27 protein-coding genes are annotated in these 24,633 nt (G+C 34.7%); 8 read left to right on the plus strand and 19 right to left on the minus strand.

Translation table 11 applies throughout. From position 1 onward, the window contains the following. Positions 1-44 precede the first annotated feature (44 nt). The gene (gene panB / locus PXD56_RS07660; protein ID WP_036154808.1) at positions 45-863 is read right to left on the minus strand and encodes a 3-methyl-2-oxobutanoate hydroxymethyltransferase; all 819 of its coding nucleotides are present in this window, start codon (positions 861-863) and stop codon (positions 45-47) included. A 133-nt stretch (positions 864-996) separates the two neighbouring features. Here panB and PXD56_RS07665 point away from each other — a divergent pair, with 133 nt between their 5' ends. Further along, a complete protein-coding gene (locus tag PXD56_RS07665) occupies positions 997-1,473 on the plus strand; it encodes a nuclear transport factor 2 family protein (RefSeq protein ID WP_276492748.1) in 477 nt (158 codons plus the stop codon). A gap of 1 nt (position 1,474) precedes the next feature. Here the strand turns inward: PXD56_RS07665 and PXD56_RS07670 are convergent, their stop codons facing one another. Further along, positions 1,475-2,518, minus strand: a complete 1,044-nt coding sequence (locus PXD56_RS07670; protein ID WP_276492749.1) for a ThuA domain-containing protein — start codon at positions 2,516-2,518, stop codon at positions 1,475-1,477. 161 nt (positions 2,519-2,679) lie between these two features. Between PXD56_RS07670 and PXD56_RS07675 the strand changes: the two genes are divergently transcribed. After that, positions 2,680-3,210, plus strand: coding sequence for a hypothetical protein (locus PXD56_RS07675; RefSeq protein WP_276492750.1), 531 nt, complete (start codon positions 2,680-2,682; stop codon positions 3,208-3,210). A 144-nt stretch (positions 3,211-3,354) separates the two neighbouring features. After that, on the plus strand, positions 3,355-4,359 hold the full coding sequence (locus PXD56_RS07680) for a sugar kinase (protein ID WP_276492751.1): 1,005 nt from the start codon (positions 3,355-3,357) through the stop codon (positions 4,357-4,359). Positions 4,360-4,401: 42 nt separating this feature from the next. Here PXD56_RS07680 and PXD56_RS07685 read toward each other — a convergent pair whose 3' ends face one another. The 10 genes from PXD56_RS07685 to PXD56_RS07730 all read right to left on the minus strand — a co-directional run bounded on the left by PXD56_RS07685 (position 4,402) and on the right by PXD56_RS07730 (position 12,166). Continuing rightward, entirely contained in the window at positions 4,402-4,779 is a 378-nt protein-coding gene (locus tag PXD56_RS07685; RefSeq protein WP_276492752.1) for a DUF302 domain-containing protein, read from the minus strand. Positions 4,780-4,814: 35 nt separating this feature from the next. Then, the gene (locus tag PXD56_RS07690) at positions 4,815-5,786 is read right to left on the minus strand and encodes an alpha/beta fold hydrolase (RefSeq protein WP_276492753.1); all 972 of its coding nucleotides are present in this window, start codon (positions 5,784-5,786) and stop codon (positions 4,815-4,817) included. A gap of 34 nt (positions 5,787-5,820) precedes the next feature. Then, on the minus strand, positions 5,821-6,771 hold the full coding sequence (locus PXD56_RS07695; protein ID WP_276492754.1) for an alpha/beta fold hydrolase: 951 nt from the start codon (positions 6,769-6,771) through the stop codon (positions 5,821-5,823). Positions 6,772-6,867: 96 nt separating this feature from the next. Further along, a complete protein-coding gene (locus PXD56_RS07700; RefSeq protein WP_276492755.1) occupies positions 6,868-7,614 on the minus strand; it encodes an SDR family NAD(P)-dependent oxidoreductase in 747 nt (248 codons plus the stop codon). Between the two features lie 25 nt (positions 7,615-7,639). Continuing rightward, on the minus strand, positions 7,640-8,086 hold the full coding sequence (locus PXD56_RS07705) for a cupin domain-containing protein (protein WP_276492756.1): 447 nt from the start codon (positions 8,084-8,086) through the stop codon (positions 7,640-7,642). A gap of 49 nt (positions 8,087-8,135) precedes the next feature. Continuing rightward, positions 8,136-8,699 (minus strand): TetR/AcrR family transcriptional regulator, encoded by a 564-nt coding sequence (locus tag PXD56_RS07710; RefSeq protein ID WP_276492757.1) that lies wholly within the window; start codon positions 8,697-8,699, stop codon positions 8,136-8,138. A 95-nt stretch (positions 8,700-8,794) separates the two neighbouring features. Further along, a complete protein-coding gene (locus PXD56_RS07715) occupies positions 8,795-9,226 on the minus strand; it encodes an SRR1 family protein (protein ID WP_276492758.1) in 432 nt (143 codons plus the stop codon). Next, complete coding sequence (locus tag PXD56_RS07720) at positions 9,226-9,786, minus strand: hypothetical protein (protein WP_276492759.1); 561 nt, start codon at positions 9,784-9,786, stop codon at positions 9,226-9,228. Before PXD56_RS07720 ends, PXD56_RS07715 begins: the two co-directional genes overlap by 1 nt. A 141-nt stretch (positions 9,787-9,927) precedes the next feature. Further along, positions 9,928-10,701, minus strand: a complete 774-nt coding sequence (locus PXD56_RS07725; RefSeq protein WP_276492760.1) for a TIGR03915 family putative DNA repair protein — start codon at positions 10,699-10,701, stop codon at positions 9,928-9,930. 205 nt (positions 10,702-10,906) lie between these two features. Beyond that, positions 10,907-12,166, minus strand: a complete 1,260-nt coding sequence (locus PXD56_RS07730) for a putative DNA modification/repair radical SAM protein (protein WP_276492761.1) — start codon at positions 12,164-12,166, stop codon at positions 10,907-10,909. 140 nt (positions 12,167-12,306) lie between these two features. Here PXD56_RS07730 and PXD56_RS07735 point away from each other — a divergent pair, with 140 nt between their 5' ends. Next, on the plus strand, positions 12,307-13,074 hold the full coding sequence (locus tag PXD56_RS07735; protein ID WP_036154788.1) for an XRE family transcriptional regulator: 768 nt from the start codon (positions 12,307-12,309) through the stop codon (positions 13,072-13,074). A 9-nt stretch (positions 13,075-13,083) separates the two neighbouring features. Here PXD56_RS07735 and PXD56_RS07740 read toward each other — a convergent pair whose 3' ends face one another. Then, positions 13,084-13,509: a GNAT family N-acetyltransferase gene (locus PXD56_RS07740; RefSeq protein ID WP_276492762.1), complete on the minus strand. Its 426-nt coding sequence runs from the start codon at positions 13,507-13,509 to the stop codon at positions 13,084-13,086. A gap of 75 nt (positions 13,510-13,584) precedes the next feature. Between PXD56_RS07740 and PXD56_RS07745 the strand changes: the two genes are divergently transcribed. Next, positions 13,585-14,691, plus strand: coding sequence for a transporter substrate-binding domain-containing protein (locus tag PXD56_RS07745; protein ID WP_276492763.1), 1,107 nt, complete (start codon positions 13,585-13,587; stop codon positions 14,689-14,691). Here PXD56_RS07745 and PXD56_RS07750 read toward each other — a convergent pair. The 4 genes from PXD56_RS07750 to PXD56_RS07765 all read right to left on the minus strand — a co-directional run bounded on the left by PXD56_RS07750 (position 14,688) and on the right by PXD56_RS07765 (position 18,485). Next, on the minus strand, positions 14,688-15,197 hold the full coding sequence (locus tag PXD56_RS07750; protein WP_276492764.1) for an LURP-one-related family protein: 510 nt from the start codon (positions 15,195-15,197) through the stop codon (positions 14,688-14,690). The genes PXD56_RS07745 and PXD56_RS07750 overlap by 4 nt on opposite strands. Positions 15,198-15,360: 163 nt before the next feature. Then, the gene (locus tag PXD56_RS07755) at positions 15,361-16,059 is read right to left on the minus strand and encodes a hypothetical protein (protein ID WP_276492765.1); all 699 of its coding nucleotides are present in this window, start codon (positions 16,057-16,059) and stop codon (positions 15,361-15,363) included. Between the two features lie 75 nt (positions 16,060-16,134). Continuing rightward, entirely contained in the window at positions 16,135-17,826 is a 1,692-nt protein-coding gene (gene ggt, locus PXD56_RS07760; protein WP_276492766.1) for a gamma-glutamyltransferase, read from the minus strand. A 62-nt stretch (positions 17,827-17,888) separates the two neighbouring features. Continuing rightward, the gene (locus tag PXD56_RS07765) at positions 17,889-18,485 is read right to left on the minus strand and encodes an acyl carrier protein phosphodiesterase (RefSeq protein ID WP_276492767.1); all 597 of its coding nucleotides are present in this window, start codon (positions 18,483-18,485) and stop codon (positions 17,889-17,891) included. Positions 18,486-18,580: 95 nt separating this feature from the next. Between PXD56_RS07765 and glmM the strand changes: the two genes are divergently transcribed. Continuing rightward, entirely contained in the window at positions 18,581-19,969 is a 1,389-nt protein-coding gene (glmM, locus tag PXD56_RS07770) for a phosphoglucosamine mutase (protein WP_276492768.1), read from the plus strand. A gap of 71 nt (positions 19,970-20,040) precedes the next feature. Here glmM and PXD56_RS07775 read toward each other — a convergent pair whose 3' ends face one another. After that, entirely contained in the window at positions 20,041-20,937 is an 897-nt protein-coding gene (locus PXD56_RS07775; protein WP_276492769.1) for a lysophospholipid acyltransferase family protein, read from the minus strand. A 57-nt stretch (positions 20,938-20,994) separates the two neighbouring features. Here PXD56_RS07775 and PXD56_RS07780 point away from each other — a divergent pair, with 57 nt between their 5' ends. Both PXD56_RS07780 and PXD56_RS07785 read left to right on the plus strand, forming a co-directional pair. After that, the gene (locus PXD56_RS07780; protein WP_276492770.1) at positions 20,995-21,645 is read left to right on the plus strand and encodes a rhomboid family intramembrane serine protease; all 651 of its coding nucleotides are present in this window, start codon (positions 20,995-20,997) and stop codon (positions 21,643-21,645) included. Positions 21,646-21,771: 126 nt separating this feature from the next. Continuing rightward, positions 21,772-23,436 (plus strand): LVIVD repeat-containing protein, encoded by a 1,665-nt coding sequence (locus PXD56_RS07785; RefSeq protein WP_276492771.1) that lies wholly within the window; start codon positions 21,772-21,774, stop codon positions 23,434-23,436. Positions 23,437-23,509: 73 nt separating this feature from the next. Here PXD56_RS07785 and PXD56_RS07790 read toward each other — a convergent pair whose 3' ends face one another. After that, positions 23,510-24,628: a TlpA disulfide reductase family protein gene (locus PXD56_RS07790; RefSeq protein WP_276492772.1), complete on the minus strand. Its 1,119-nt coding sequence runs from the start codon at positions 24,626-24,628 to the stop codon at positions 23,510-23,512. Positions 24,629-24,633: the final 5 nt, after the last annotated feature.

The following is a 24,633-nucleotide window of genomic DNA, read 5'->3' on the forward strand; positions in this document are numbered from 1 at the left end:
AACTTACTAAAGTTTTTAGAACGCCTCAAAAAGTATATTATTTTTTAATATTGCTCTTCGTCATTTGGAAAATCTTGACTTTTTACATCACTAACATAATTAGAAATTGCATTACCCATTTCTTCGTAAAGATTCATATATCTACGTAAAAAGCGAGGGTTGAATTCATGGGTCATTCCTAAAAGATCGTGCACAACCAATACTTGTCCGTCAGCATGCTTTCCACCGCCAATTCCTATGGTTGGTATGGTTAAGCTTTCAGAAACTTTTTTGGTAAGTTGAGCAGGTATTTTTTCTAGTACCAAACCAAAACATCCTAGTTTCTCTAGTAGTTTTGCATCTTCCATTAGTTTTTCTGCTTCTTCCTCTTCTTTGGCACGAACAGTGTATGTTCCAAATTTATAGATAGATTGTGGGGTTAAACCTAAATGCCCCATAACAGGTATACCAGCAGCAAGAATTCTTTTAACCGACTCTTTTATCTCTGCGCCACCTTCTAATTTAACGGCATGGGCACCACTTTCTTTCATAATCCTAATGGCTGAACGTAGAGCTTCTTTAGGGTCGCTTTGGTAACTTCCAAAGGGTAGGTCAACAACAACTAAAGCCCTGTCTATAGCTCTAATAACAGAAGATGCATGATAAATCATTTGATCTAAAGTGATAGGCAGTGTTGTTTCGTGACCGGCCATTACATTACTGGCAGAATCACCAACTAAAATTACATCTACCTTGGCCGCATCAACAATTTTGGCCATTGAATAATCATATGCGGTAAGCATGGAAATTTTCTCTCCATTTTTTTTCATTTCCACTAATGATTTTACCGTGACTCTTTTATATTCTTTTTTAGCTACAGACATATTCTATTATTGATTAAGAGCCATAAAAGTAAGGAGTTTTAATGAGAATTAGTGCTACCTAAATAGAATCCATTTAAAAGTGTTCTTTTAGAATTTGATTATTTTTGCTGCAACCAACTTTTTATAAGGACCTATGAAATATTTCGCTTTGTTATTGCCATTTTTATATGTAAACATAATTAATGCACAAATAGATGAAGAAGTAAAAGTTAAGTACGCAGTTGAGACCTTTTTTTACGCATTAAATGGTAAAAATGAATTTGCAATGAAAGGTGTTGTAGATACCGATGTAAAAATGCAAACGGTAAATTTAAGTGTATTAGGTAATATGATTGTTCGAAATACGAATTTTAATGATTTAATAAACTTCATGATAACCACGCCAGATTCTATACCCTTTCATGAAAAGATACTGGATTATAAAATTCAAATAGATGGCGGCATGGCTCATGTTTGGGTACCGTATGAATTTTGGTACAATGGTGAATTCAGTCATTGCGGTGTTAATTCATTTCAGCTATTTAAAGAAAAAGATGCTTGGAAAATCATTTATTTGGTTGATTCTAGAAGAAGAGAAGATTGTGATTCTGCTCCTTCTAAAAGCGAATAATCTATTTCCAAGTTCGTGAACTAGTAGCGTTGACAGAGGGGAAATCTTTAGGTAGCTCTTGTGTAACTTGTCCGGTAGCTGCCCATTCTGCACCTCTTTGTAAAGTAGTAATAAACCCAACACATTCCATAGAATAGTCAAAATGTCCAAGTGTAGAATGAAAAACTCTTCCTTGACCATAGTTGATTGTCATAAGTTGAGGAACGTTTTGTCCTAAGCCTGTTACATTTGGGTCCCATGGTGGTGCATTTTTTTCAACGTCAGCAAATGCGGTCGCTAATATTGTTGCATTTTCAAATGGACCTCTCATGCGCTCGTACATTTCATCTGGCGTATGTAACCATTTTTCAGGAATACCTTTCATTATAGGGTGTTCTGGTGCTCTTGTGGTTAAAACAAATTCATATTCAGGTCCGTGAGAACCACAAACTCCTTCAGAAGGGTCCTTTACTAATTCGCCTGCTTCATTGTAATAAACATAAGGTCCTGTTTTCTCATCACGACCGCCCCATGCTCCTAGGCCAATCATTTTATTATATTCTTCCCATTTTCCCCAGGCATTATTAGCTGCATGAATTACAACTAAACCACCACCGTTTTTCATATATTCCTCAAAATTCTTCCTGGTTTGTTCTGGCCATAGTGGGGAATTTTCACCCAAGTTAGAGATTATAACATCGTAGTCGTTAAAGTCAAATTTAAAAGTCGATGTTTTAATTGGGCTATTAGATAAATGATAGGTCTTATCATTAAGTGGATAAGTTTCTATAAATGAATTATAGCTTTCCGGTCTGTTTTGGTTGTATTTCATTCCTAGCCAAACGGAATCCATACGGTATACATCAACAGTGAAAATAGCTGTTTGTTCTAGATAATCTTTCATCATCATGGTAGTTTTAGGCCAGACATAATGATTGTTTGTTCCGTCAATAATTAATGCTTTTAATTTTACTGGAGCTTGCTCGTTTTGTACAACTTCTTTCTTCTTCTTGCCGCATGAAACCATACTAATGGATAATAGAACAACTGCAATTAAATATTTCATAAAGGAATTTATTATGGATATAATATGTTTGCTTTAAATGTACATGAACGAGTTAAGATGGCAAAAAAAATTAGAAGAATAAGTAAGTTAGTAAAAAGCAGAATTCTTTTGCGATAGATAAAAACTGCTATTAAATTAGCATAAATTTAAAACTGTAAAAAATGAAAATATTAGGTATAGGCTCTAGAATATTACATGCTGAATATGGAAAAGGCGTTATTACAAACGTATCTAGTAATATGTATTGGGTAACGTTTATGGATAAGGGATTGGAGACTATAGAAGTAGATTCTGATTTTGAAGTAATAGAGGCTATAGATGGTGAAATTGACACGGTTAGCTTTTTTGATGTAGAGAGCTCTTTAGTCTCTATTTTACAAAAATGGAGTGATGCTACGCAGCGTGTTGCCATTGCAGATAAATGGAAAGGCGGGAATCTAATTTTAGAGCCAGGTGAAGCAGGGATGAGCAATAAAGAAATCCCGATCAATACTTTCTTTCATAAAATAGTGATGGTACGTGACCGTATACGTGTCATGGAACAGAAAATAAATTCAAGTAAGAATTTAGATGATCAAGAAAAAATAGATTTACAACAATACATTACAAGAATCTACGGAAGCTTAACCACTTTTAATGTTCTTTTTAAAGCAAAAAGTGACCATTTTGTAGGAGAAAAGTCTGGTAAATAATTTGTTCTTTGAAGGATTAGGAGGCTACAACTTTAAAGAATAACCATTTTTCTTAAAAATGCTCAATTCGGTGCTGTTTTGAGATATTTTTAAGAACGATGGTTTTTTTATTTCTCAATGGTTATTTTAGGTAAAAATTAGAAAATGGGTCAAATAATTACGTTCGGCGAAGTACTAATGCGCATATCGCCAAGAGGCAACAAAAAGTTTATGCAATCTAATATTGCAGAATTTTATTTTGGTGGTACAGAATTGAATGTGGGTATATCCATTGCTAATTTTGGGGGTAACGTAAAGCATATAAGTGCAGTTTCCGAAGATTTTATTGGTGATACTGCCATATCATATATCAGAAAATTTGGAGTAAGTACTTCCTCGATTGTACGTTCTAGAAGACCTTTGGGCGTATACTTTTTAGAAGTTGGGGCGGTCATGAGACCTAGCCAAATATCATATAATAGATCGCATTCCTCATTTTCTGAAATTTTGCCCGCTATGGTAGACTGGGAAAAAGCACTAAGAAAAGGAAATTGGATGCACTGGACCGGTATAACACCGGCATTAACAAAAGGTGCTAATGATACTTTAAAAGAAGGGTTAAAATTGGCAAGGGAAAAGGGAATAACGGTTTCTGCGGATCCTACCTACAGAAGTGGTCTTTGGAATTACGGAGAAGATCCTAAAAAAGCTTTGACCGAGTTATTGCATTATTCAAATATTTTCATTGGTGGTATCAACGAAATAAATGAGGTGTTGGGTACAAATTACAGTTACTCTAATGAAGATTTCAAAGAAGCCAGTCAAGAGCTTATGAAAGAGTTTCCTTCCATAGAAAAAGTGTTCGATAAAATACGGACCTCTTTAAATGCTTCTTGGCATAAAATCAGGGCAAGAATGTGGAACGGTATAGAATTTAGGGAAACCGAAGATTTGGATATCACCCACATAGTAGATCGTATAGGTACAGGAGATGCTTTTGCTGCAGGTCTGATATATGGTTTACAGCATTATGATGATTACAAGGCTATGTTGTTTGCATGTGCGGCCTGTGCATTAAAACATACTTACGAAGGTGATGTAAATTATAGTAATGTCGATGATGTTGTTAGAATTATAGAGGGTAATATTTCGGGTAGGTTTGTACGTTAAACCAATGCATTGCATTAAGCAGGATATTTAAGGTCGGCCTAATTAAATATCGATAATTTTTAAGGTACGTTCCAATAACTCTTTTGCTATACTGTGTTCTATATTGTATTCACTCAAATTTAGTACGGGATTTGGGAAGCTAACGTTTATAGAGCCATTATCCTCTTCTGCAACAACTACCTTGATTGGAATTTCATTAATAGCTAAGATGTCTTGCGCTGTAATTTTTTGAATATAGTCGGGATGAAAAAATAATAGTTGTTTTAAAGGCTTAATAACAACACCGTGTTTACTAACTATATTTTGAGTATCGATTTCATGAAGTAATAGAAAGCCGCTAGATAAAACGTTGTTACGTATTGTTTCATAAACTTCAGTAAATGGCGCGTTAATTGATTTTGAAATTATGGCACTTTTCATGAGTCGCTATTTGTTATATGATTTGGTAATATGTATTAATTTCTACTTAAAAAATCTAAAATGAGCTTTCCTATCTCTCTAGTTTTCTCCTCAGCTGCAAAATGACCGGCATCGAGCAAGTGTAATTCAGCATTTGGTACATCTTTAAGGTAAGCTTCTGCACCTTTGTAATTGAATTTCAAATCCTTTTTACCCCAAGCAATCAACGTTTTTGGTTGTGTTTCCCTTAGCATTTTTTGCCATTTAGGGTAACGGATTAAATTGGTGTTATAGTCTTGGAAAAGCTGTACCTGAATCTTACGGTCTTTATCTGAAGTTAAAAAGGCAAGGTCATGCACCCACGCATCCGGACTTTGAATGTTGATGTTTGTACTATCCAAATCAAACAAATATTGTTTGTTGATAATAGCATCTCTGCCAGTTAAACTATACAAAAAATCATATTTTTCTTTCGAGGTATCTGTTTGTGCAGTTCTAAAAAAGTCTTGCCGCTGTGGTGTTAATCCGTCTAAGTAAGTATTTGCATTTTGGACTATTAAGGCTTTAATTCTACTAGGGTCTTTCATCATCATTCTATATCCAACAGGAGCTCCAAAATCTTGCATGTACATCACATACTTGTCTATTTTTAGGTGATTAAGAAGCTTTTCGGAATAAGCAGCCAACAAATCAAATGTATATGTAGTAGTCTCAGGGTCTAAATGAGTACTATAGCCAGAACCTAAATTATCTGGAGCAATAACATGGTATTGGGTTGCCAGCAAAGGAATTAGATTTCTATAGGAATGGGAAGATGAAGGGTAACCGTGCAACAATACAATTGTTGGTTTGGTGATATCTCCAGCTTCTCTGTAGAAAAGCTGTACACTATCAATTTTTGCGTAGTTATAGGTAGTTGAAGGAGGTAAAACGTATTCCGTTTTTTGTACGTTCAATTTATGCTCCTTTGCATCAGTAAATGCAAATAACGTTAGTGTTAATATAAGTAGCGCAATATAATGTTTCATAGGTACAGCTTAAGATTTGTAAAGATATGGTCGTTTATTTATTAAGCTTTCGCATAAAACCTCTAATTTTTTTAATAATGGCATCACCATCTTCTTCTAAAGCAAAATGCCCAGTGTTGTAAATATTGTAATCAATATCTTTCACATCTTTCTTAAAAGCCTCGGCACCGCTTTCAGGAAAAAAGGCATCGTTCTTTCCCCAAACAATTAATAGTGGAGGTTGATTATCTCTTAAATATTGTTGCCATTTAGGATATAGTTTTACGTTGTTTTGGTAGTCATAAAACAAATTTAGGTTTACTGCATGCGCTTTAGGTCTGCTCAATCTATAAAAATCCAAGTTATAGGTGTCTGGGTCTACGGTTTCTGTATCGCGTACGCCATGGGTGTACTGCCATTTTAAACCATCTAAGGAAAAGGCAGGTAATAAAGCCTCTTCTGTTTGTGGTGTTCTGTTTTTCCAAAGTTTTTTGATACCTGCCCAAGCTTCTCCTAAACCTTCTTCGTATGCATTACCGTTTTGGTTTATGATAGCGGTTATTCTTTCTGGGTGAGCCGTGGCTAGCCTAAAACCTATAGGTGCACCGTAATCTTGAATCATAATAGCATAAGAATCAATATGCTGTTGCTCTAAAAATGAGTTGATTGTTGTGGCTATATTGTCAAAAGTATAGGTGTAGTTTTCTGGGTTTGGAAAGGCGCTATTTCCAAAACCTGGATAATCAGGAGCAATCAAATGATATTCATCGGCTAACTGATTTAGTACTTTTCGATATTGATACGAAGATGCCGGAAAACCGTGTAGTAAAACAATCGTTGGGTTATTAGTATTACCAGCTTCCCTGTAAGCAATCGTAACTCCGTCAACAGTGGATGTTTTGTATTTTATATTGTTTGTATTCGTCTTAATATTTTCAGCTGCAGTTTGCCCTAAGAGACTAAAAGAAAAGAGTATAATGCTTAAAGTGATAATGAAATTTTTCATAATATGAATTCTAATAGTTGTGAACGTTATCGCCCACGAATGAGATAAAAAGCCATAACCTCTTTCAAAGGCTATGGCTTTTAATTATATAATTTTTTAGTTTCTACCAGCCATTACGCCACCATCGGTATCCCAAATAGCACCGGTAACCCAAGAAGCTTTGTCAGACAATAAGAATAAGATGCTGTTAGCAATATCTTCAGACTCACCAAAACGCCCAATTGGGTGAAAACCGTTAAAACCAACTAAGGCTTCTTTAGCAGCTTCTTCACCACCAAAAACACCATGATATACCGGCGTATTCACTAGGGCAGGAGATACTGCATTTACACGAATGTTGTCCTCAGCCAACTCCATAGCTAAATGTTGTGTTAGTGAATGTAAACCTGCTTTTTGCATAGAATATGCCGAAGAAGGTGTAGCCTTTACTGCTTGCTTAGCCCACATAGAGCCAACGTTAACAATAGATCCACCTTTGGTAGCTTTCATTTTCTTAGCTGCAGTTTGTGTTATAAAGAAAAATCCTCTGTTTAAATCCAAGTATGAATTATAATCTTCCATGGTGTGATCTAAAAATGGCTTAGGACCAAAAATACCAGAGGCGTTTACCAAATAATCAAGATTATCTAATGCATCTATTTTTGATAGTAAGGTTTCAACTTCCTCAGTATTAGAGATGTTTGCGGTATGCTTGATTAAATTAGGGGCATCTGCAATTTTATCAGTATTTCTGCCTACCACATGTACCGTAGCACCACCTGCCAATAAAGCGTTAGTTGTCGCATTTCCAATTCCACTAGTTCCTCCAATTACTAAAGCTACTTTGTTTTCTAAATTTTCCATTTTAATTTTTATTTATAATTATTGATTAATTCCAATTTGGTTTTTTCTCTATTCCATATCCATCGGATACCGTACTATTTTCAAGAGAATTCTCTTTTGCTTGTATTACGATATAGCTAAAAAGTTCATTACTATTATTTCTTATGGCTCGTTCTGTATCTGTAGCAACCTTGATAACAGTTCCTTCGGTCATATCAACATGAGTATCATTAAGAATCATTTGTCCTTGCCCTTTTATAGCTATATACACCTCTTCGTTTTCTTTATGTTTATGTAAAAAGGGAATGGCGGTGTTGGGTAGCATGGTATTGAAAGACATTTCTGTTCCGGTAAGTCCCAATTCATCTTTTACAAAGCGCTTTCCTTCAATTTTAAAATCAGGATTAGGCTGAAATGTATTTGCCGTTAAATCTTTAAACGCACCTAATTCTATTTTTGAGTGTGCGCTGTTTGTAATATTCTTTTTCTTCATAGTTTTTGAATAAAGACAGACAAGTCTGTCTATTTACAGTAAAATTTTTTTAGGATATTATTTTTTCACATAAATTTTTAGATTCTAAAATAGGCCAATCTTCTTGATGTAGGTGACTTTCGCCCACAGCGCTTTCATAAAGTAAATAGATTTGTCGTGCCAATGAATTTACTTGTGTTTCCTTTACATCTTCAAGATTAGTATTTATCAATTTAGTAATAAGGGCAATGAAATCGTTTTTTTGTGACTGAATCTCATATCTAATAAGTTCATTGTCCTTAGGTATTTCAGATACCGTTTTTATACACCAGCAACCGTTAAAATCTTTTTCTTGATAAAATAATTGAAGAAAATCGAAAATGGCTAGTAACTGTTCTTTTCCTTTTGGTTTTGATGTAGTATACGCTTCAAAATCCTTTAAAAAACTTACATTTTTATGTTTTAAATATGCTAGACAAATCTCTTCTTTAGATTTAAAATGATTGTATAAAGTAGCTTTAGCAATGCCTGCTTCTGCAATAATTTGATTTATACCAGTAGAATTGTAACCATTCCTATAAAATAAATCAGAGGCGGTTTCAGTAATTCTATTTCGTACTTCGGCATGTTTCATAGGGCAAATATAGAATAATATTTTAAAAAATAGACAGGTCTGTCTGTTTTTCGTTTTAAATGTAGTTAATACAGGATATAATGCCTTTGAAAATATTATCTATTTTTCTTTTTGACTTTCAACAACAGTTTTAATCTATGAATGCCTTTTGTGAAGGCGAACGAAAAGGCAAAGGTTATGAGTAAGGCTATAAAGGCAAGAGCACCCAAAGCACCACCAAATCCGTCAAATTGATTATTCTTATTGATATATATAACACTGAAAAGCAAACCTGCTATAGTTAAATGAACATAGCTTCTTTTGGTAGTTGTTGATAACATTCCAATAAAAGAGGTTCCAATAAAAACTACAGGAATGTTGCTTGATAAATAAGTATTTAAAATATGAGGAAAAAAATAGAAGAACAAACCAATAATAAGTGATAATAGGGCAGAAGCTCTAACCGGACCTTGGTTAAAACGGTGACTAACAAAAAATGTTATGGTGGCACCTAATATGCCAGTTAAGATTATAATCGCCTGATCCATTATGAAACTAATTTTATAAGGTAAACTATGAATAAGCCCATAAAAGCCATTGTTCCTAATTTGCCACCAAACCCGGTAAAAAGATTTTTGGATAATAATAGAAATAACCCAGCAATAATACTTGCAGTAACTACATAAGCCATAGAAGGCGAAACGACTGTACTTGACATACCTACAAAGACACCACAATATATGGCTGGTGATATCTTTTTAAAATAATTTGAGCGTTTGTTGATATTAGGTAAAAAGGAAGCCAGAGTTCCAATGGCACCAGCGGATATTACACTACCTAATCCTGTTTTACTATTCAGTAAATAGCAGCACATTGCACCGAATGGTACCCAAATAACAACGGATAACTTTTCAAGCTCCAAATCCTTTTCATGAAGATCTAAAACATAATGGCCTAATAAGACTGACATTATTATACCTATTAGTATAATAATACTAATGTTGTTATTTAAATCATAATGGCTTTTGGCAATAAACAGTAAAAATGCAATTTGTATTATTAAGACTGCAATTATTGTAAAAGTACGTAGTGCTTTACTTTTTTTCACGATACCTTGCTAATTTCATATAGAATTAAAAAAAATATTCTACTTGGTACAAAGTTCTGTAAAACTGTAAAACATTTAAAATTTTGAGTGTAAAATTTTCAATCAAAAGTTTAAAAAATAATTGAACAGGTATTGATATATTTAAGAAACTTTTTTCTCGCTTAAATATTTCCAATAACGTTTTGGAACGTGTTGAACGTGAAGTTTTGGATTTATCCTACTTTTAATAGTGGTGCTTTTAAAATAATTATTCCAAAGGTCTTGATATTCATATTCACCTTCTGTAAACACTTCACTTTTAACTGTTTTATTAGTGTAGATGTCCTTTAAATCCAAAGAAACGATTTCAACAGATTTGAAGTCATAATAGATACCGTAATTACGCTTTACATCGTAAATAATCCAATGTTGATCTGCATACCTATTTCTAAAATGTTTAGAAATTAATGGTAAAACATCGTAATCTGGTTCAATGTTAGCAAAATATACATCATCTTTCGTTAATTGAAAACGAACAAATGCTTCCATTCTGTGTTTTTCTCTACCAACTTTATGTGCTAGCTGATTAATTTTTAAAACTGCATCGTCACTAAAGTCAGTAGCACCTAAAAATTTACTACCCATTAATTTTCTAATATATCTGTAGAGAAGTGCTTCTGTACCCTTTTGCTCGCTTAGAAATGCAAAATAAATGTTTTTAATTGCAGAGTTACTTTTGTTTCTAACTCCTTTCCAAACCCGTTGCGCTTTATCAATATTAGTAAATATGGTTTCGGTTTCAGTGAACAGACCACTTTGTAGTTTACTTTGTTTTTGAATATCTGCATGAATGAGTTTCTGTTCAAAACCAATAAATACAGCGGTCAAAAAACCGTTGAAACTTCCATCATAAACCAATGTTTTTTGTGTATTCATAATATTGTTTTAAAGGTGAGGAATACTTTTTTGATGATTATTTTCAGCTTCTTCTTTATATTACTTTTAAAATTGACCCACTTGTATCCAGCGGCTAAAACCTGACTTTGACTACGTTCAATAGCAACATTTATTAAAGTTAAATCATGGTTTTGTAGTGGATTCTCAGTGTTGTTCATAATATTAAATAATATAAAGTTTAGATTTAATTAAATAGAGATAACTGATTGGTAAATTGGTTTTTAAATTTACTATTCTGTGATTGTAAAATCATACCTTTAATCTTTGACGCTTCTAAATCTCTACGTTCCCAGTCTGAAGAGTTACATACAATAAAGTATTTTGCTCTGTTCAGTGCTATTCCCATTTTCTTTAAATGTTCCCAATTTAAACTACGGTATTTTCTACCGCTAATTATTTTATGGACAGAGCCCATTCCTATGCCCGGTATTCTAGCTAGTATTCTTGGTTCTGCTTTATTTATATCTACTGGGAAATGATTTAAATTTCTAAGTGCCCACATTAATTTTGGGTCTATATCCATATCTAAATTAGGATTATCTGCATCCAAGATTTCATTTACGTTAAAACCGTAAAAGCGAAGTAGCCAATCTGTTTGGTATAATCGGTTTTCTCTAAGCATTGGAACTTCAGAACCTAAAGAAGGCAATCTGCTATCTGTAGAAATAGGCACATAACCAGAATAATACACGCGTTTCATTTTGTAATTCTTATAAAAGTGGGTTGCAGAATACATAATGTCTTTGTCACTTTCTCCCGTAGCTCCAACTATCATCTGTGTGCTTTGACCGGCAGGTGCGTACTTAGCGGTACTTTTTATGATTTTACGTTCTTCAGAATACCTTATGATTTCATCTTTTACCTTTTGCATAGGTTTAATAAAATCTTCATGTTTTTTATCTGGAGCTAATAGTTTAAGGCCGGATATAGTAGGGATTTCAATGTTTACCGATAAACGGTCAGCATATAATCCGGCCTCATACATTAGTTCATCACTTGCACCAGGTATAGATTTTAAATGAATGTAACCATTGAAATTTTCTTCTTCCCTAAGCTTTTTGGCAACCGCAATTAAACGTTCCATAGTGTGGTCGGGACTTTTAAAAATACCTGAACTTAAAAAAAGACCTTCTATGTAATTTCTTCTGTAAAAATTGATGGTTAAATCTACAACCTCTTGTATTTTGAAGGCAGCTCTTTGTATATCGTTACTTTTACGTGTAACACAATAGGCGCAGTCAAATATGCAATGATTGGTTAGTAGAATCTTTAGTAAAGAAACACAACGACCGTCTTCAGTATAGGTGTGGCAAATTCCATTACCAGTGTCACCTAGACCATTATCCTTGTTCTTACGGTTACTGCCGCTACTTGAACAAGACACGTCATATTTGGCTGCATCTGCCAAAATATTTAATTTTTCTTTGATTCGATTAAAATCCATAGGTTTTTGTAATTAATCCAAAATTATGGAATAAATCCTAATTATGGAAATAATCCAAATTATTTTTTGGATATAATCCATATTCACTATATTTGATGTATCGAGAACGTTAAGTGCTTGATTGATACCACGCTATTATTATGGAGAACGAATTGACCTTGAAACGATTTACAGATTTACGAAGAGAACTTGGGTACACACAGGCAGATTTTGCAGCTTTAATAGGTGTTTCTAGTACTACTGCTGATATAGAAAGGGGTAGAACCAAATTATCGGGCAAAGTTGTGTCAGAATTGTTAAAGCAATTCAAGATTAATCCGTTGTGGTTGTTTGGAGAAAGTGAAGAGCAATATTTAGAGACTTCAAAGACAAGTGTAATACCTAAAGTAGTAACGGTAGATTCTGCTAACCGTGATAACATGGTTCTGGTAAACGCAAAAGCTGCTGCAGGTTATCCGCAAAATATCTCTGATACCAGTTGGTATCAGCAATTACCTGCTTTTGATTTACCTATTCCAGAGTTTAGAAATGCAACCTATCGTGGTTTTCAAGTTGAGGGAGATAGTATGTTGCCTAATTTGCATCCTGGTGAGTGGGTTTTAGCAAGAGCAATTGAACATATTGATTACGTTAGCGCTAATAAAATGTACGTTGTAGTTTTGCAAGATTCTATAATGGTGAAAAAAGTAGAGAAAAGGCCCAATTCAAATAATGTAACGTTGATCTCTTTGAATGAAACATATCCGCCTTATGATATAAAGCCCTTTCAGATTCAAGAAATTTGGGAAGTAAGTAGTAAAATTACATTTAATGTAGATGCAACTACTGATAGCGGACTCTTACGTCAGTTGCAAGAGTCAATGAAAGAGTTAAAAGATCAATTACAGCATGTTAAGAAAGTTAATTAAAGTATAGATTTAATACTTTTTTATATACATTCCGCTTTCTTTCAGCTTAAATCCTAAACTTTTGTAAAGTGAAATTGCTGCAGTTCTATGGTGTCCACTAAATAATAAAACATCATCTAGTTTAGATGCTTCTGCTTGTTCTAATAGTTTTTCCATGAGCTTTCTTCCAATGCCTTGACCTCTATAATCAGAGGAAACAACTACGTCTTCTATCATACCTTTATGCCCGGATACTACCTTATATTTTGCCATCATAGCAATGCCAACTAATTTATCATTATCCAAACAGATTACGACTTCAGTAGTGTTATAGTCAGATAATGCACTCGCAATATCTAATTGTGTCAACTCTGAATTTAATTGTTTGTAGAGTTCCGTAAGTTGAGATTGTAGGTCTGAAGTAACTTCGTTAAGTGTGATTAATTTAATTTCCATATCCTTAAATTTTCTTTAAGAACTTAAAATTACTTCATTTTTCATGATTTAGGTAATCCGCTAAAACATTCTAAAATGATTATATTAAGAGAATTGAAATTCCTCTTAAATATGAGAACACTATTATTAGTTGCCGTATTGCTTTTTTCATCCTCTATAAATAGTCAGACCGAGGGTGAAAAATTACGTATTGGCTATACGTCAGCAGCGCCGTTTATAGTGAAAAACGGTGAGCATATTGAAGGACTTAATGTGTGGTTATGGAAAAGGGTGGCTAATGATTTAAATCTGAAGTATGAGATGATACCCATGCAGTTTTCGCCAATGTTGGATTCTCTTCGTTCTGGTGGAATTGATTTAAGTATTAACCCGTTAACCATTACAAGTCAGCGGAGTAAAGAAATGGAGTTTACGCATTCTTTCTATGCATCAAATGCCACAATAGCTATTGCCGAAGTGTCTTCTTTTGACAAGTTTAAGTTGTTTGTTGGCGGATTTTTTAATTTCGGATTCTTAAGTGGATTGTTAATTTTGCTATTTATCATATTTCTTTTCGGTGTGTTAGGATGGCTCTTTGAACGTAAAATGAATCCTAATGTATTTAGACCAGGTAGCAGAGGGTTGTGGGATGGCATGTGGTGGTCTGCAGTAACATTAACTACCGTAGGTTATGGAGATAAAGCCCCGGTGACCAAATTAGGTAAGGTTACCGCTTTGGTTCTAATGTTTGGCGGACTTCTGTTTATTTCAGGATTAACAGCAAGTATAGCATCTAGTTTAACTGTTAATCAGTTGACAAATAATCCAGATGGTTTTAATGAATTTAAGGATAGGGCAGTGGGTACAATTCATAATTCTGGAACAGAAGACTTCTTGTCAGAGCACTTTTTCAAGAATATCAACACCTATGAAAACGTACCGTCAGGACTACGAGATTTGGATCATGGAAATATTAAGGCCTTCATGTATGATGAGCCCATTTTAAAATATGCCATTCAAAGAGATTCTACGTTGAGTAAATTAGAGCTGTTACCCGTTAAGTTTGATATACAGTTCTACGCCTTCGGACTCCCTAAAACGCATATAGAATTAGAGCAGCGTATTTCTCAGCGAATTCTTGAAATTGTGGAAACCGAAGAATGGGATATTGTACTTAATGAATATGGATTGGCAGAATTTTAGCCTTTTCTTCGTTCAAGCAGCACCATCATCATTAAACTTAGAATGATGATATCATCGTCATTTCCGTTTAGTTTTTTGACTTCACTTACTTTAAAGCGACGACCAACCAAAGATTTTTCTTTAGATAAGCGCACTACGGTCTCATTATTTCCATTTATAACCAAGTAAGTCGGATTTAGAAATAAGCCTGTAAATAGATTAATAATAGGAATTTGGCCAACTAGACCATCCATTACTTTAACCCAAGCATTTTCTTCTCTTATGGTATATTTTAACTGTTTGTTTTGATCAAACACTTCATAATGTGCTTTCCATAAAGAAGCCCATCCTTTACGTCCGATTTTTCCAAACTCCTGACCTGTAGTGTCAGAAAAAGAATAGCATGCAGAGAAATCGATCCATCTATCTGCTTTTATATTGTATAGTAATTTAGTTTTACTGTCATTTTCATAAACTCCTACATTCTCCTTGAATTTAAATAGCTTTTGCTTTACATAAGCCACCATTTTACCATTTGCATCTACGGCTGAAAAATCATTGGATAGTGTACCGATATGGAATGTAAAATCTAAAGGAAATTTATAGTCTTACATGAAATAGTTTTCTGTTGGTGAATTTATATAACTGTATTGACCGTATTATATTTTAATTTTAAAAGTAAATAGATGTTTAATACCCCATAACTTCACCCATTGAAATGGATAGCGGACCCATTTTATGCTGTGTTGGTAAAAAGACTCCGCTTTCTGTTTTAATCCAATCTTCCCAAGTAGCTTCTACACCTCCAATAGGGATGATTTTAGTCCATAGTTTAAAACTTTTTGGTCTTCCACTAGGCTCAATAATCCACATGTAAGAATCACCTGGGGTATCACCACCTAGGGTGTATGTTACCAATAATGCTTCTGATCCATCTTCCATTTCTACTAAGTATCGCTCGGTTCCCTGATCAAATGCCTTAAAAGGAGCTACAAGCCAAAAAGAATCATTATTGAAATAGCTTTGTGCTTTTTCAATTAGGTCTTGTGTTTTTTCATAAGATGCGGATTCATTATTGATTGTAGCAGTACTAGAGGATGGGGTTATTAAATCTAGATTTACTACAGTATCATCCCAAGAAACGGTAACTATTTCTTTTTCTCTGTCCCATTTGTAATTGTGGTCACCACGAAAAGACCATTCTAAAACCTTAGTATTATTGTAATTCTTATAATTTAAGGCATCGAACATTCTGTATGCTAAAGCGTCTGCTTCTGGTCCAGATTCTCCTAAAGGTATAGGTTCGTTATAGAGGTAATATAAGATACCGTAACCTATAGCAGCCAATAAAATAAGTATACCTAATAATTTAAACAATTTCTTTAACATAGTGCCTTTAAATAATTAATTAGTAAAATGTTGTAATTTACTAAAAAGTTAAAATTAAATTTATTGGAAATTTGATTAAAAGCCAACAGCATCATCATCGCCACGTTTGTCGGCACCACCTTCAAGTTTACCGTTATCAAGAATACGAATAGCATCTACTTTACCAATTATAGGAGTTCTTTCTTCGTTAATTATATACCCTTTAGTTTTTAGCTCTTCTTTTAAAGTAGAAGGAAATCCGTCTGGTTCAAAAATTACCATATCAGGTAACCATTGGTGGTGAAAACGGGGGGCGTTAACCGCTTCTTGCATACTCATTTTAAACTCATAACTGTTTAAAATGGTTTGTGCCACGGCGGTAATAATTGTAGATCCTCCTGGGGTACCAACAACCATCCACAATTTCCCATCACGTTCAACGATTGTTGGGGTCATACTGCTCAACATTCTTTTCTCAGCGGCAATACTATTTGCCTCGGCACCAACAAGTCCAAACATATTAGGTACGCCCGCTTTAGAGCTAAAATCATCCATTTCATTGTTTAAAAAGAAGCCAAGTTCATCAGAATATAGTTTTGAGCCATAAGCACCGTTAAGTGTTGTGGTAACCGATATGGCATTGCCTTCCTGGTCTACAATAGAGTAGTGGGTAGTTTCCATACTTTCTACTATCTCAATATTCCCATGTTCAACCTCAGATGATTTTGTTGCCTTTTCAAAAGAGAAATTAGCCATTCTTTCGGCTAGGTAGTCATCACTTAATAATTTGTCATATGGAATTTCAACAAAGTCAGGATCACCTAGAAAGTAATTTCTATCAGCATAAGCTCTTCTAGAGGCTTCTGTAAATAATTGCACCATTTTTGGGGAATTATGACCTAGTTTAGCAACGTCATGCTTTTCCATCATCTTGAATATTTGATTGATGGTTACGCCGCCACTGCTAGGCGGACTCATAGAAATGATGTGTAAATCTCTGTAGTCAAAAGTAATTGGGTCTCTCCATACCGCCTGGTATTTTTCTAAATCCTCTTCAGTAATATAACCACCTTTTTCTTGAATGAATGCTGCAAGTTTTTTGGCAACTTCACCTTTGTAGAATCCGTCTCTACCATTTTTTGCAATACTTCTAAACGTATTTGCCAATGCAGGGTATTTAATAGTGTCATTGGTTTTGAATACAGTGGCGAACTTTGTGCTGTCACTGTTCACTTCAATAAACTTATCTCGTTGACTGGCCAATCGCTTTTCTTGATTAGCGGTAACGACAACGCCACGTTCTGCTAGAGCAATAACCGGAGCCATAATTTCTTCTAAGGGTAGAGATCCAAATTTTTTATGCACCTCAATAATACCGGCAACTGTTCCTGGAACTCCTACAGCGGTTGCGCCTACGGTACTTTTACCGGGAATTACATTGCCCAATGAATCTAAATACATGTCTTTATGAGCTGATAAAGGAGCTTTCTCTCTATAATCTAGAGCGCCAACTTCACCGTCTGCTTTTCTATATACCATAAATCCGCCACCGCCAAGATTTCCTGCAAAAGGATATGTGACAACCAAAGCCATTTCTGTGGCTACCATTGCATCAAAAGCGTTGCCACCTTTTTCCATAATATCACTACCTATTTTAGAAGCTTCTTCACGTGCCGAAACAACCATTGCTTTATCAGTAACCGTTCCTGTTGGTGCAGCAGGATTCTCTTTGCAACTGCCTAAAATTACAAATGCAGCTAGCATGAATATCAATTTAGTTTGGTTCATAGTTAGTTAATTTAATTATTTATATAAATGAGTTTAAAATATTGGTTATAGGTAATTAATGATTATTTAATAGATATGAGAGAAGTGTATTTTTGCTTTGAAAAAGTTATAAGTTCTTCAAAGAACTCTGTAAATTCAGCTTCAAAGGCTTCATAGTGTTCTTCTAGGTCGATTATTGCAAAATTCATTTTGGACTTATTGTTGGTTCTACGGTTCATACCGTTCAGTACACGAGCAATTCCATCCATTATAGAGTAGTTGAAAATCCAATTATCAGTAATCATATAGGGCATCATTTTTTTAATACCTATAGGTAGTATCTCGTAATTGTCTTCTAGAAGGTCATAAAACTGATCCACAAAAACATCTAATGGCATGTCAGAATATTTCGACCAGTTTTTAGCTAAAAAATGATCGTAATAAATATCGACGATGACCCTACTATAATGACTGTAATTGGCATGTAAGCGCTTGCTGCTAATTTTAGGTATTGGGTGCGTGTCTGTATAGGTATCTATATGACGATGCAGTTTTATGCCTTTTTGTACATTGATTGGTAGGTGATCGAACTTGTTGGCGCGTATACTATCTGCTATAAAGTTTCCTATAGTAATTTCTTTATCGTTAAAAGAAAGATAAATATGAGCTAAAAAATTCATTCGCCTAAATTATGCTTAGTAGTTCGAATTTACAAAGAAGGGCAATAGTGATAAGTATGATACGTTTATATTTGCAAAAAACTTATTAAGATTATATGACACTAATAAAATCTATTTCCGGAATACGAGGTACCATTGGAGGAAAGCCAGGAGACAATCTTACACCAATTGATGCTGTGAAATTTGCTGCTTCTTACGGAATCTGGTTGAAAGACTATTCTAAAAAGGAGAAGTTAAAAGTTGTTATTGGTCGTGATGCACGTTTGTCTGGCGGGATGATTCAAAACCTTGTAGTTTCTACATTGGTAGGTTTGGGAATAGATGTGGTAGATTTAGATTTGTCCACAACGCCAACTGTTGAGATAGCGGTACCCATGGAAAATGCAGATGGTGGAATTATCTTAACGGCAAGCCATAACCCTAAGCAATGGAATGCGCTTAAACTCTTAAATGAGAAAGGAGAATTTTTAGATGCGGCCCAGGGAGCTAAAATTTTGGAAATCGCAGAAAAAGAAGATTTTGATTTTTCTGATGTTGATGATCTTGGTGTTATTAACAAAAATGACAGTTATATTGATATTCATATAGATGAAGTTTTAAACCTTTCTTTGGTAGATGCTGAAGTGGTAAAGAAAGCGAAGTTTAAAGTTGTTGTTGATGGTGTAAATTCTACTGGCGGTATAGCCATACCAAAACTATTAAAAGAATTTGGTGTAGAAGTAGTGGAGTTGTACTGTAAGCCAACAGGACATTTTCCACACAATCCAGAGCCTTTAAAAGAGCACTTAAAAGATATATGCGATTTAGTCGTTGAAGAAAAAGCTGATTTCGGTATCGTAGTAGATCCAGATGTAGATCGTTTGGCATTTATAAGTAATGATGGTGAAATGTTCGGTGAGGAATATACTTTAGTTGCCTGTGCAGATTATGTATTAGGAAAAACAAAAGGTAATACCGTTTCTAACTTGTCATCTTCTCGTGCTTTACGTGATATTACTCAAAAGCATAGTGGAACGTATGAAGCTGCTGCTGTTGGTGAGGTTAATGTTGTCACTAAAATGAAAGCCAATAATGCGGTTATTGGTGGTGAAGGTAACGGTGGTATCATCTACCCTGAAAGTCATTATGGTCGTGACTCATTGGTTGGTACAGCTTTGTTTTTAATGTTGATGGCAGAAAAAGGTGGTACGGTTGCTGAGCTAAGAGCTAGCTACCCAAGTTACTTTATGAGTAAAAAGAAGATTCAGTTGACTCCAGGTTTAGATGTTGACGGAATTTTGAAGTCCATGGCGGAAAAATATGCCGATGAAGAAATTTCTACGATTGATGGTGTAAAGGTTGACTTTGCAGAAAACTGGGTACATCTTAGAAAATCGAATACGGAGCCTATAATTAGAATTTATACAGAAGCTAAAAGTCAAACAGAGGCTGATGCTCTAGCGGATAGAATTATTGGTGAGATAAAAGCGATTGCAGGTTTGTAATTACCGAGCCTTGTCAATAATAAAAAAAGCCAAAAGTAGTTCAACTGCTTTCGGCTTTTTATTTTATAATATTAATTTACTTCTGCAAACGCGGCAGGTTTTTTACCTCTGTGCTTCCAGCGTTTGTGAGTCCATAGGTAATACGCTGGTTTTTCTCTTATTTGTTCTTCTGTGAGCCTTAAGAAAGTATTTGTAATTTCATGCTCTTCAGTCTCTTTGCTGTTTACGGCTATAGGAATAAATTCTGCTTTGTAGTAACCACGTTTTATCTTACTGACTTTCAGAAATACCGTTGCTAACCCTGTTTTGCGAGCCAAAGCTTCTCCGCCGTTAAAAATTGGAACGGTAATGCCCATAAAGTCCGTCCAATAATGTGCTCTATGTGCCTGTGGAGATTGGTCGCTGACCATACCATAAGTTGATCGTATATTATTTCTATAATTTTTAATAACCGTTTTAGCGGTTTGGCCTTGTGTTATTAATGTGGTGTTCCATCGGGCTCTTACTTTTCTAATGAATTTATCAAAATAAGAATTATTTATTTTTTGATAAACGGCATATCCTTTAGAGTTCACGTAATTATTGATACTTACATTCCATTCCCAATTGGCATAATGAGCACATAAAATTATAATACTGCGTTCTTTTTCTATTTCCAATAAAACTTCTGGGTTAACAAGTTGGTACTTTTTAGCGACCGCCTCTTTACTTAAATTCATGGTTTTTACCATTTCTAAGAACATATCGCAAAGGTGTTTGTAAAAATCCTTTTCAATACGGTGAATTTCTTCCTTTGTCTTGTCTGGGAAGACCAAATTCAAGTTCTCTTGAACCACTTTTCTTCGATATCCAAAAACACGATATATAAAGAAACAGGCAATATCAGATAAACCGTAAAATAGACGATGTGGCAAAATGGAAACGACCCATAAAAATGGATAGATTAAAACAAAGGCCAATAGTTGCATTCTCAAAAAAATTATGGACAAATATAGTTATATTTGACGCCAAATAAAGGGCAGATAATGTACAACATTGATATAGCGACAATAGCAATAATAGCGGCAAATGTATTAGTGTCAATGAAGGGATTCAATGATACCTCATTTTTTGAACGGTATAAATTCAGTATTGGTGCTATTAAGGCAGGGCAAAAGGACCGTATGGCAACCTCAGGTTTTTTGCATGTAGATATTTCTCATTTGCTTTTTAATATGTTAACCTTATATTTCTTCGCGGGCGTTGTAATTAATTGGTTTGATACTACAAAATTTCTAATCATTTATGCCGTAAGCCTTTTAGGAGGTAGCTTGTTGGCTTTAAGTTTTCATAAAGATGAACCATATTATTCTGCAGTTGGGGCAAGTGGTGCGGTAACCGGTATTTTGTACTCGGCAATTCTTCTTCAACCAAATATGAGATTAGGTATTATGTTTATACCAATTCCTGTCCCTGCATATGTTGTGGGTATAGGTTATCTATTGTATTCAATTTATGGAATGAAGAAAAGATTGGGTAACATTGGGCATACTGCACACTTTGGCGGTGCAATAGGTGGCTATTTAACCACACTTTTATTTATGCCAAGTTTATTACAGACAGATACTCTTATGGTGGGCTTATTGGCTTTGCCAATTGTATTGTTATTAGTTCTAGAAAAAATGGGTAAGATTTAAGCTACTTTACAATATTTTATGGATAAAGTGTATGATTTACCCTAATAAAGTGCATTTCATCGTATTTCCCTGTGTATAGACAACAATCGCAAAGGTCGGGTCGTTATTGCAAAAACCCCGATCAAAATGAAATTACCCCTATCTGTAAGAAAAGTATGTTTTACTGCTGTAACTGCGTCTTTATTTATAGCAAGTTGTAGTGATGAAACTACTGTTTTTGAAAATCCTGAAGATAATTTAGTAAGTGAAACCGATCAATCTAAGCTAGATAATAGCGTTAGTTTTGAACAAGCCGGTGTCTTGGATATTTTTGAAGATCCAATAGCTAGTGCAAAAAGAACAAGTGTTACAGGAAAAGATGAAGATGAGCAAGCAGGAGATTATCCACTTTCTCTAGTTGCGCAAATTGAACCGCCAACTTTTACCAACGGAGAAAACTTAGCTGCTACTCATGTTGCCTTAGATGGTGATTATGGTTATGTCTCCTATAATACGGTTGGTCAAGACTATGTTGGTGCTATTGATGTCATTGATATTAGTGATCCTACAAGTCCAAGGGTAACCTCACGAGTTTATTATACCAATGCAGATTTAAATTCTATAGCCTATGATAATGGATATGTTTATGTTGCAGGTGGTGTAGATGCAGAGCAATCGGTAACGGCTACGGCTAATTCTTTGGTTGCAAAAATTGCGGTAAGTGGTGGCAGAATGAATACGTCTAACATTACTTATGGTTTTCAAGAAGGCTTTAATGCTACTGATGTGCGTATTATAGATAATAAAGCGGTAGTAACCAGCGGACAGGATGGCTTTGTAGTTGTCTATGATAAAAATGATTTAAGTGTGTTGAACGAAGCTGCATTTTCAGATTTACGTTCAGTAGCATATAACGGTAATGAGATGGCTGTTTTAGATGCTGCTCAAGGTGTTAGTTTTTTGGATCAGAATTTAAACACTACCCGTAGTATAGCTATTGATTCCGATTTTGGAATAGATGCTAAGCGTACATTAGATTTCTTTAATCAAAATATAGTTGTTTCGGAAGGGATAAAAGGAGCCGGTGTATATAACGCAACCTCAGGTAGCTTTGTAGAATACCTGCCAATTTTAACAAGTCCGGAAAATGCTGAACCAGGTGAAATTGTAACTAACGGTGTAGCAGTGAATGAAAATGTGCTGTTAATGGCAAATGGTGCTGGCGGATTAAGTCTTTCTGAAACTAATGATAATAATACTGTTGGTGTTGGTGTAATTGAGTTAACAGGTTCAATAAACTATGTGGCAACAAAAGGTGATTATATTTTTGCTGCTTCCGGAAAACAAGGTTTTCAAATTATAAAATTAAATAGACCAGATGATAGTTTGGTAGCACGTTGTGAGGATTTGAATGCTTATTCAGGTAGTTCAAACTTAAACGTAAATAGCGGAGACAATTTTGCTTATAGAGGGTCAAAGAGGTTCAATAGTATGAATATAGGCGGTAATTTGCTGCTTTGCGGATCTTGGACTGTACAAAATGGTGTTAATTTAAATACCGGTGGTTTATTTGAAATGAGTGGAACGTTGGTTGTTGGTAGAAATAACAGGCAAAGAAATGTATCCATCAATTCTGGAGCAACATTAAGGGTAGAAGGTAACTTGACCATTTATGGAGATCTTAATCTTAATGAAGGTGCTACTATAGAGTTTATAGGAGATGATTCTGTGGTAAATATCTTTGGAAGGGTTAACCGAGGAGCTAATTCTGCGGTTGAAGGAACCTTTAGAGATGTTAGGGGTTCATTCTAATCAATCAATTTTAAACATATAAAAAAAGCCCGAACATTTGCTGTTCGGGCTTTTTAATTTTGTGATATAAGGTTTAGTTCAGTAGTTCGGCAACTTTAGCCTCTAAAGCTGGTCCTCTTAAATTTTTAGCAACGATAACTCCGTTTTCATCTAATAAGAATGCAGCAGGTATTGCGTCAACATTATAAAGCTTAGCAATTTTATCGTCAAAGTATGCAATGTTAGAGATATGATTCCAAACCAATCCGTCTTCTGCAATTGCTTTTTTCCATGCTTCATCAGTTCTATCTAAAGAAACACCTAAGATGTTTAATCCTTTATCATGATACTTATTGTAAACTGCAACAATATTAGGGTTTTCTGCTCTACAAGGTCTACACCATCCTGCCCAGAAATCGATTAAGGTTACTTTTCCCATAACATCTTTTAGGGCAAGTTCAGTTCCATCAGGGCTAGGTCCTGAGAATTCTGGAGCTTTAGCGCCAATGCTTGAATTTTTGCCAGCTTCTTCAGAAGCCTTTAATTTTTCTATACCTTCTTGTATTTGTTTACCAGGTTTAGAGTTTTTTATTTCTTCTGAAAGTGTTGTATAAATTTCTTCTGCTTCTTCTAATTCAACTGCTTTAGTCGCAACAGCTCTATCCAGTACCAAAGCAGATATTAATGCTTTAGGATGACTTTTTACATAATCAAGCTCAAAGGTTTTGTACTCTTCTTGAAGTTCTTTCATTTCATCTTGCAATGCTAATGCTGATTCTCCTGAAGCAGCTTTCATATCTTGTTGAATAGATTGTGCCTGAAGAGAAATTTCTCTTGATTGCTCCATGTAGTCTGCAAAAGTGTCATTCTGAAAAGTACCGCTAATATCGGCAAACCCCATACTATCTCTTTGTGCGCTAAATTGTATTTCTCCATTTTCAAGAATTACGGCAGTGTAACCTGGTAATTGTTCAACAAAAATGTAGTGAAGCTCAGGGATATCAGATTTACCGGTAAAAGTAAATTCACCATTCGTAGTTGTAGCGGTATCTACTTCCATCGGTTGATTGTTTTCTCCTATTTTCTTCAAGAAAACACGAGTGCCATCTGTCATTTCACCTCTCAACTTACCGTTTAAAGTAAAGCTTTCTGGTTTTGAGTTGCAGCTGAACAATAAGACTCCTGCAAGCAGTATTAAAATACTATTTTTCATAAATT

This window comes from Maribacter zhoushanensis, assembly GCF_029350975.1.
Lineage (GTDB): Bacteria > Bacteroidota > Bacteroidia > Flavobacteriales > Flavobacteriaceae > Maribacter > Maribacter zhoushanensis.

What these genes read in the sequence shown, in the direction of transcription:
- PXD56_RS07705 (WP_276492756.1), bottom strand. Translation starts at nt 8,086, where the DNA reads ATGAAGAAAAAGAATATTACAAACAGCGCACACTCAAAAATAGAATTA.
- PXD56_RS07695 (WP_276492754.1), bottom strand. Translation starts at nt 6,771, where the DNA reads ATGAAAAATTTCATTATCACTTTAAGCATTATACTCTTTTCTTTTAGT.
- PXD56_RS07790 (WP_276492772.1), bottom strand. Translation starts at nt 24,628, where the DNA reads ATGAAAAATAGTATTTTAATACTGCTTGCAGGAGTCTTATTGTTCAGC.
- PXD56_RS07740 (WP_276492762.1), bottom strand. Translation starts at nt 13,509, where the DNA reads ATGGAAATTAAATTAATCACACTTAACGAAGTTACTTCAGACCTACAA.
- PXD56_RS07745 (WP_276492763.1), top strand. Translation starts at nt 13,585, where the DNA reads ATGATTATATTAAGAGAATTGAAATTCCTCTTAAATATGAGAACACTA.
- PXD56_RS07775 (WP_276492769.1), bottom strand. Translation starts at nt 20,937, where the DNA reads ATGCAACTATTGGCCTTTGTTTTAATCTATCCATTTTTATGGGTCGTT.
- PXD56_RS07765 (WP_276492767.1), bottom strand. Translation starts at nt 18,485, where the DNA reads ATGAATTTTTTAGCTCATATTTATCTTTCTTTTAACGATAAAGAAATT.
- PXD56_RS07670 (WP_276492749.1), bottom strand. Translation starts at nt 2,518, where the DNA reads ATGAAATATTTAATTGCAGTTGTTCTATTATCCATTAGTATGGTTTCA.
- PXD56_RS07730 (WP_276492761.1), bottom strand. Translation starts at nt 12,166, where the DNA reads ATGGATTTTAATCGAATCAAAGAAAAATTAAATATTTTGGCAGATGCA.
- PXD56_RS07750 (WP_276492764.1), bottom strand. Translation starts at nt 15,197, where the DNA reads ATGGTGGCTTATGTAAAGCAAAAGCTATTTAAATTCAAGGAGAATGTA.
- panB (WP_036154808.1), bottom strand. Translation starts at nt 863, where the DNA reads ATGTCTGTAGCTAAAAAAGAATATAAAAGAGTCACGGTAAAATCATTA.
- PXD56_RS07685 (WP_276492752.1), bottom strand. Translation starts at nt 4,779, where the DNA reads ATGAAAAGTGCCATAATTTCAAAATCAATTAACGCGCCATTTACTGAA.
- PXD56_RS07665 (WP_276492748.1), top strand. Translation starts at nt 997, where the DNA reads ATGAAATATTTCGCTTTGTTATTGCCATTTTTATATGTAAACATAATT.
- PXD56_RS07755 (WP_276492765.1), bottom strand. Translation starts at nt 16,059, where the DNA reads ATGTTAAAGAAATTGTTTAAATTATTAGGTATACTTATTTTATTGGCT.
- PXD56_RS07715 (WP_276492758.1), bottom strand. Translation starts at nt 9,226, where the DNA reads ATGGATCAGGCGATTATAATCTTAACTGGCATATTAGGTGCCACCATA.
- PXD56_RS07700 (WP_276492755.1), bottom strand. Translation starts at nt 7,614, where the DNA reads ATGGAAAATTTAGAAAACAAAGTAGCTTTAGTAATTGGAGGAACTAGT.
- PXD56_RS07780 (WP_276492770.1), top strand. Translation starts at nt 20,995, where the DNA reads ATGTACAACATTGATATAGCGACAATAGCAATAATAGCGGCAAATGTA.
- PXD56_RS07675 (WP_276492750.1), top strand. Translation starts at nt 2,680, where the DNA reads ATGAAAATATTAGGTATAGGCTCTAGAATATTACATGCTGAATATGGA.
- PXD56_RS07690 (WP_276492753.1), bottom strand. Translation starts at nt 5,786, where the DNA reads ATGAAACATTATATTGCGCTACTTATATTAACACTAACGTTATTTGCA.
- glmM (WP_276492768.1), top strand. Translation starts at nt 18,581, where the DNA reads ATGACACTAATAAAATCTATTTCCGGAATACGAGGTACCATTGGAGGA.
- PXD56_RS07785 (WP_276492771.1), top strand. Translation starts at nt 21,772, where the DNA reads ATGAAATTACCCCTATCTGTAAGAAAAGTATGTTTTACTGCTGTAACT.
- PXD56_RS07710 (WP_276492757.1), bottom strand. Translation starts at nt 8,699, where the DNA reads ATGAAACATGCCGAAGTACGAAATAGAATTACTGAAACCGCCTCTGAT.
- ggt (WP_276492766.1), bottom strand. Translation starts at nt 17,826, where the DNA reads ATGAACCAAACTAAATTGATATTCATGCTAGCTGCATTTGTAATTTTA.
- PXD56_RS07725 (WP_276492760.1), bottom strand. Translation starts at nt 10,701, where the DNA reads ATGAATACACAAAAAACATTGGTTTATGATGGAAGTTTCAACGGTTTT.
- PXD56_RS07735 (WP_036154788.1), top strand. Translation starts at nt 12,307, where the DNA reads ATGGAGAACGAATTGACCTTGAAACGATTTACAGATTTACGAAGAGAA.
- PXD56_RS07680 (WP_276492751.1), top strand. Translation starts at nt 3,355, where the DNA reads ATGGGTCAAATAATTACGTTCGGCGAAGTACTAATGCGCATATCGCCA.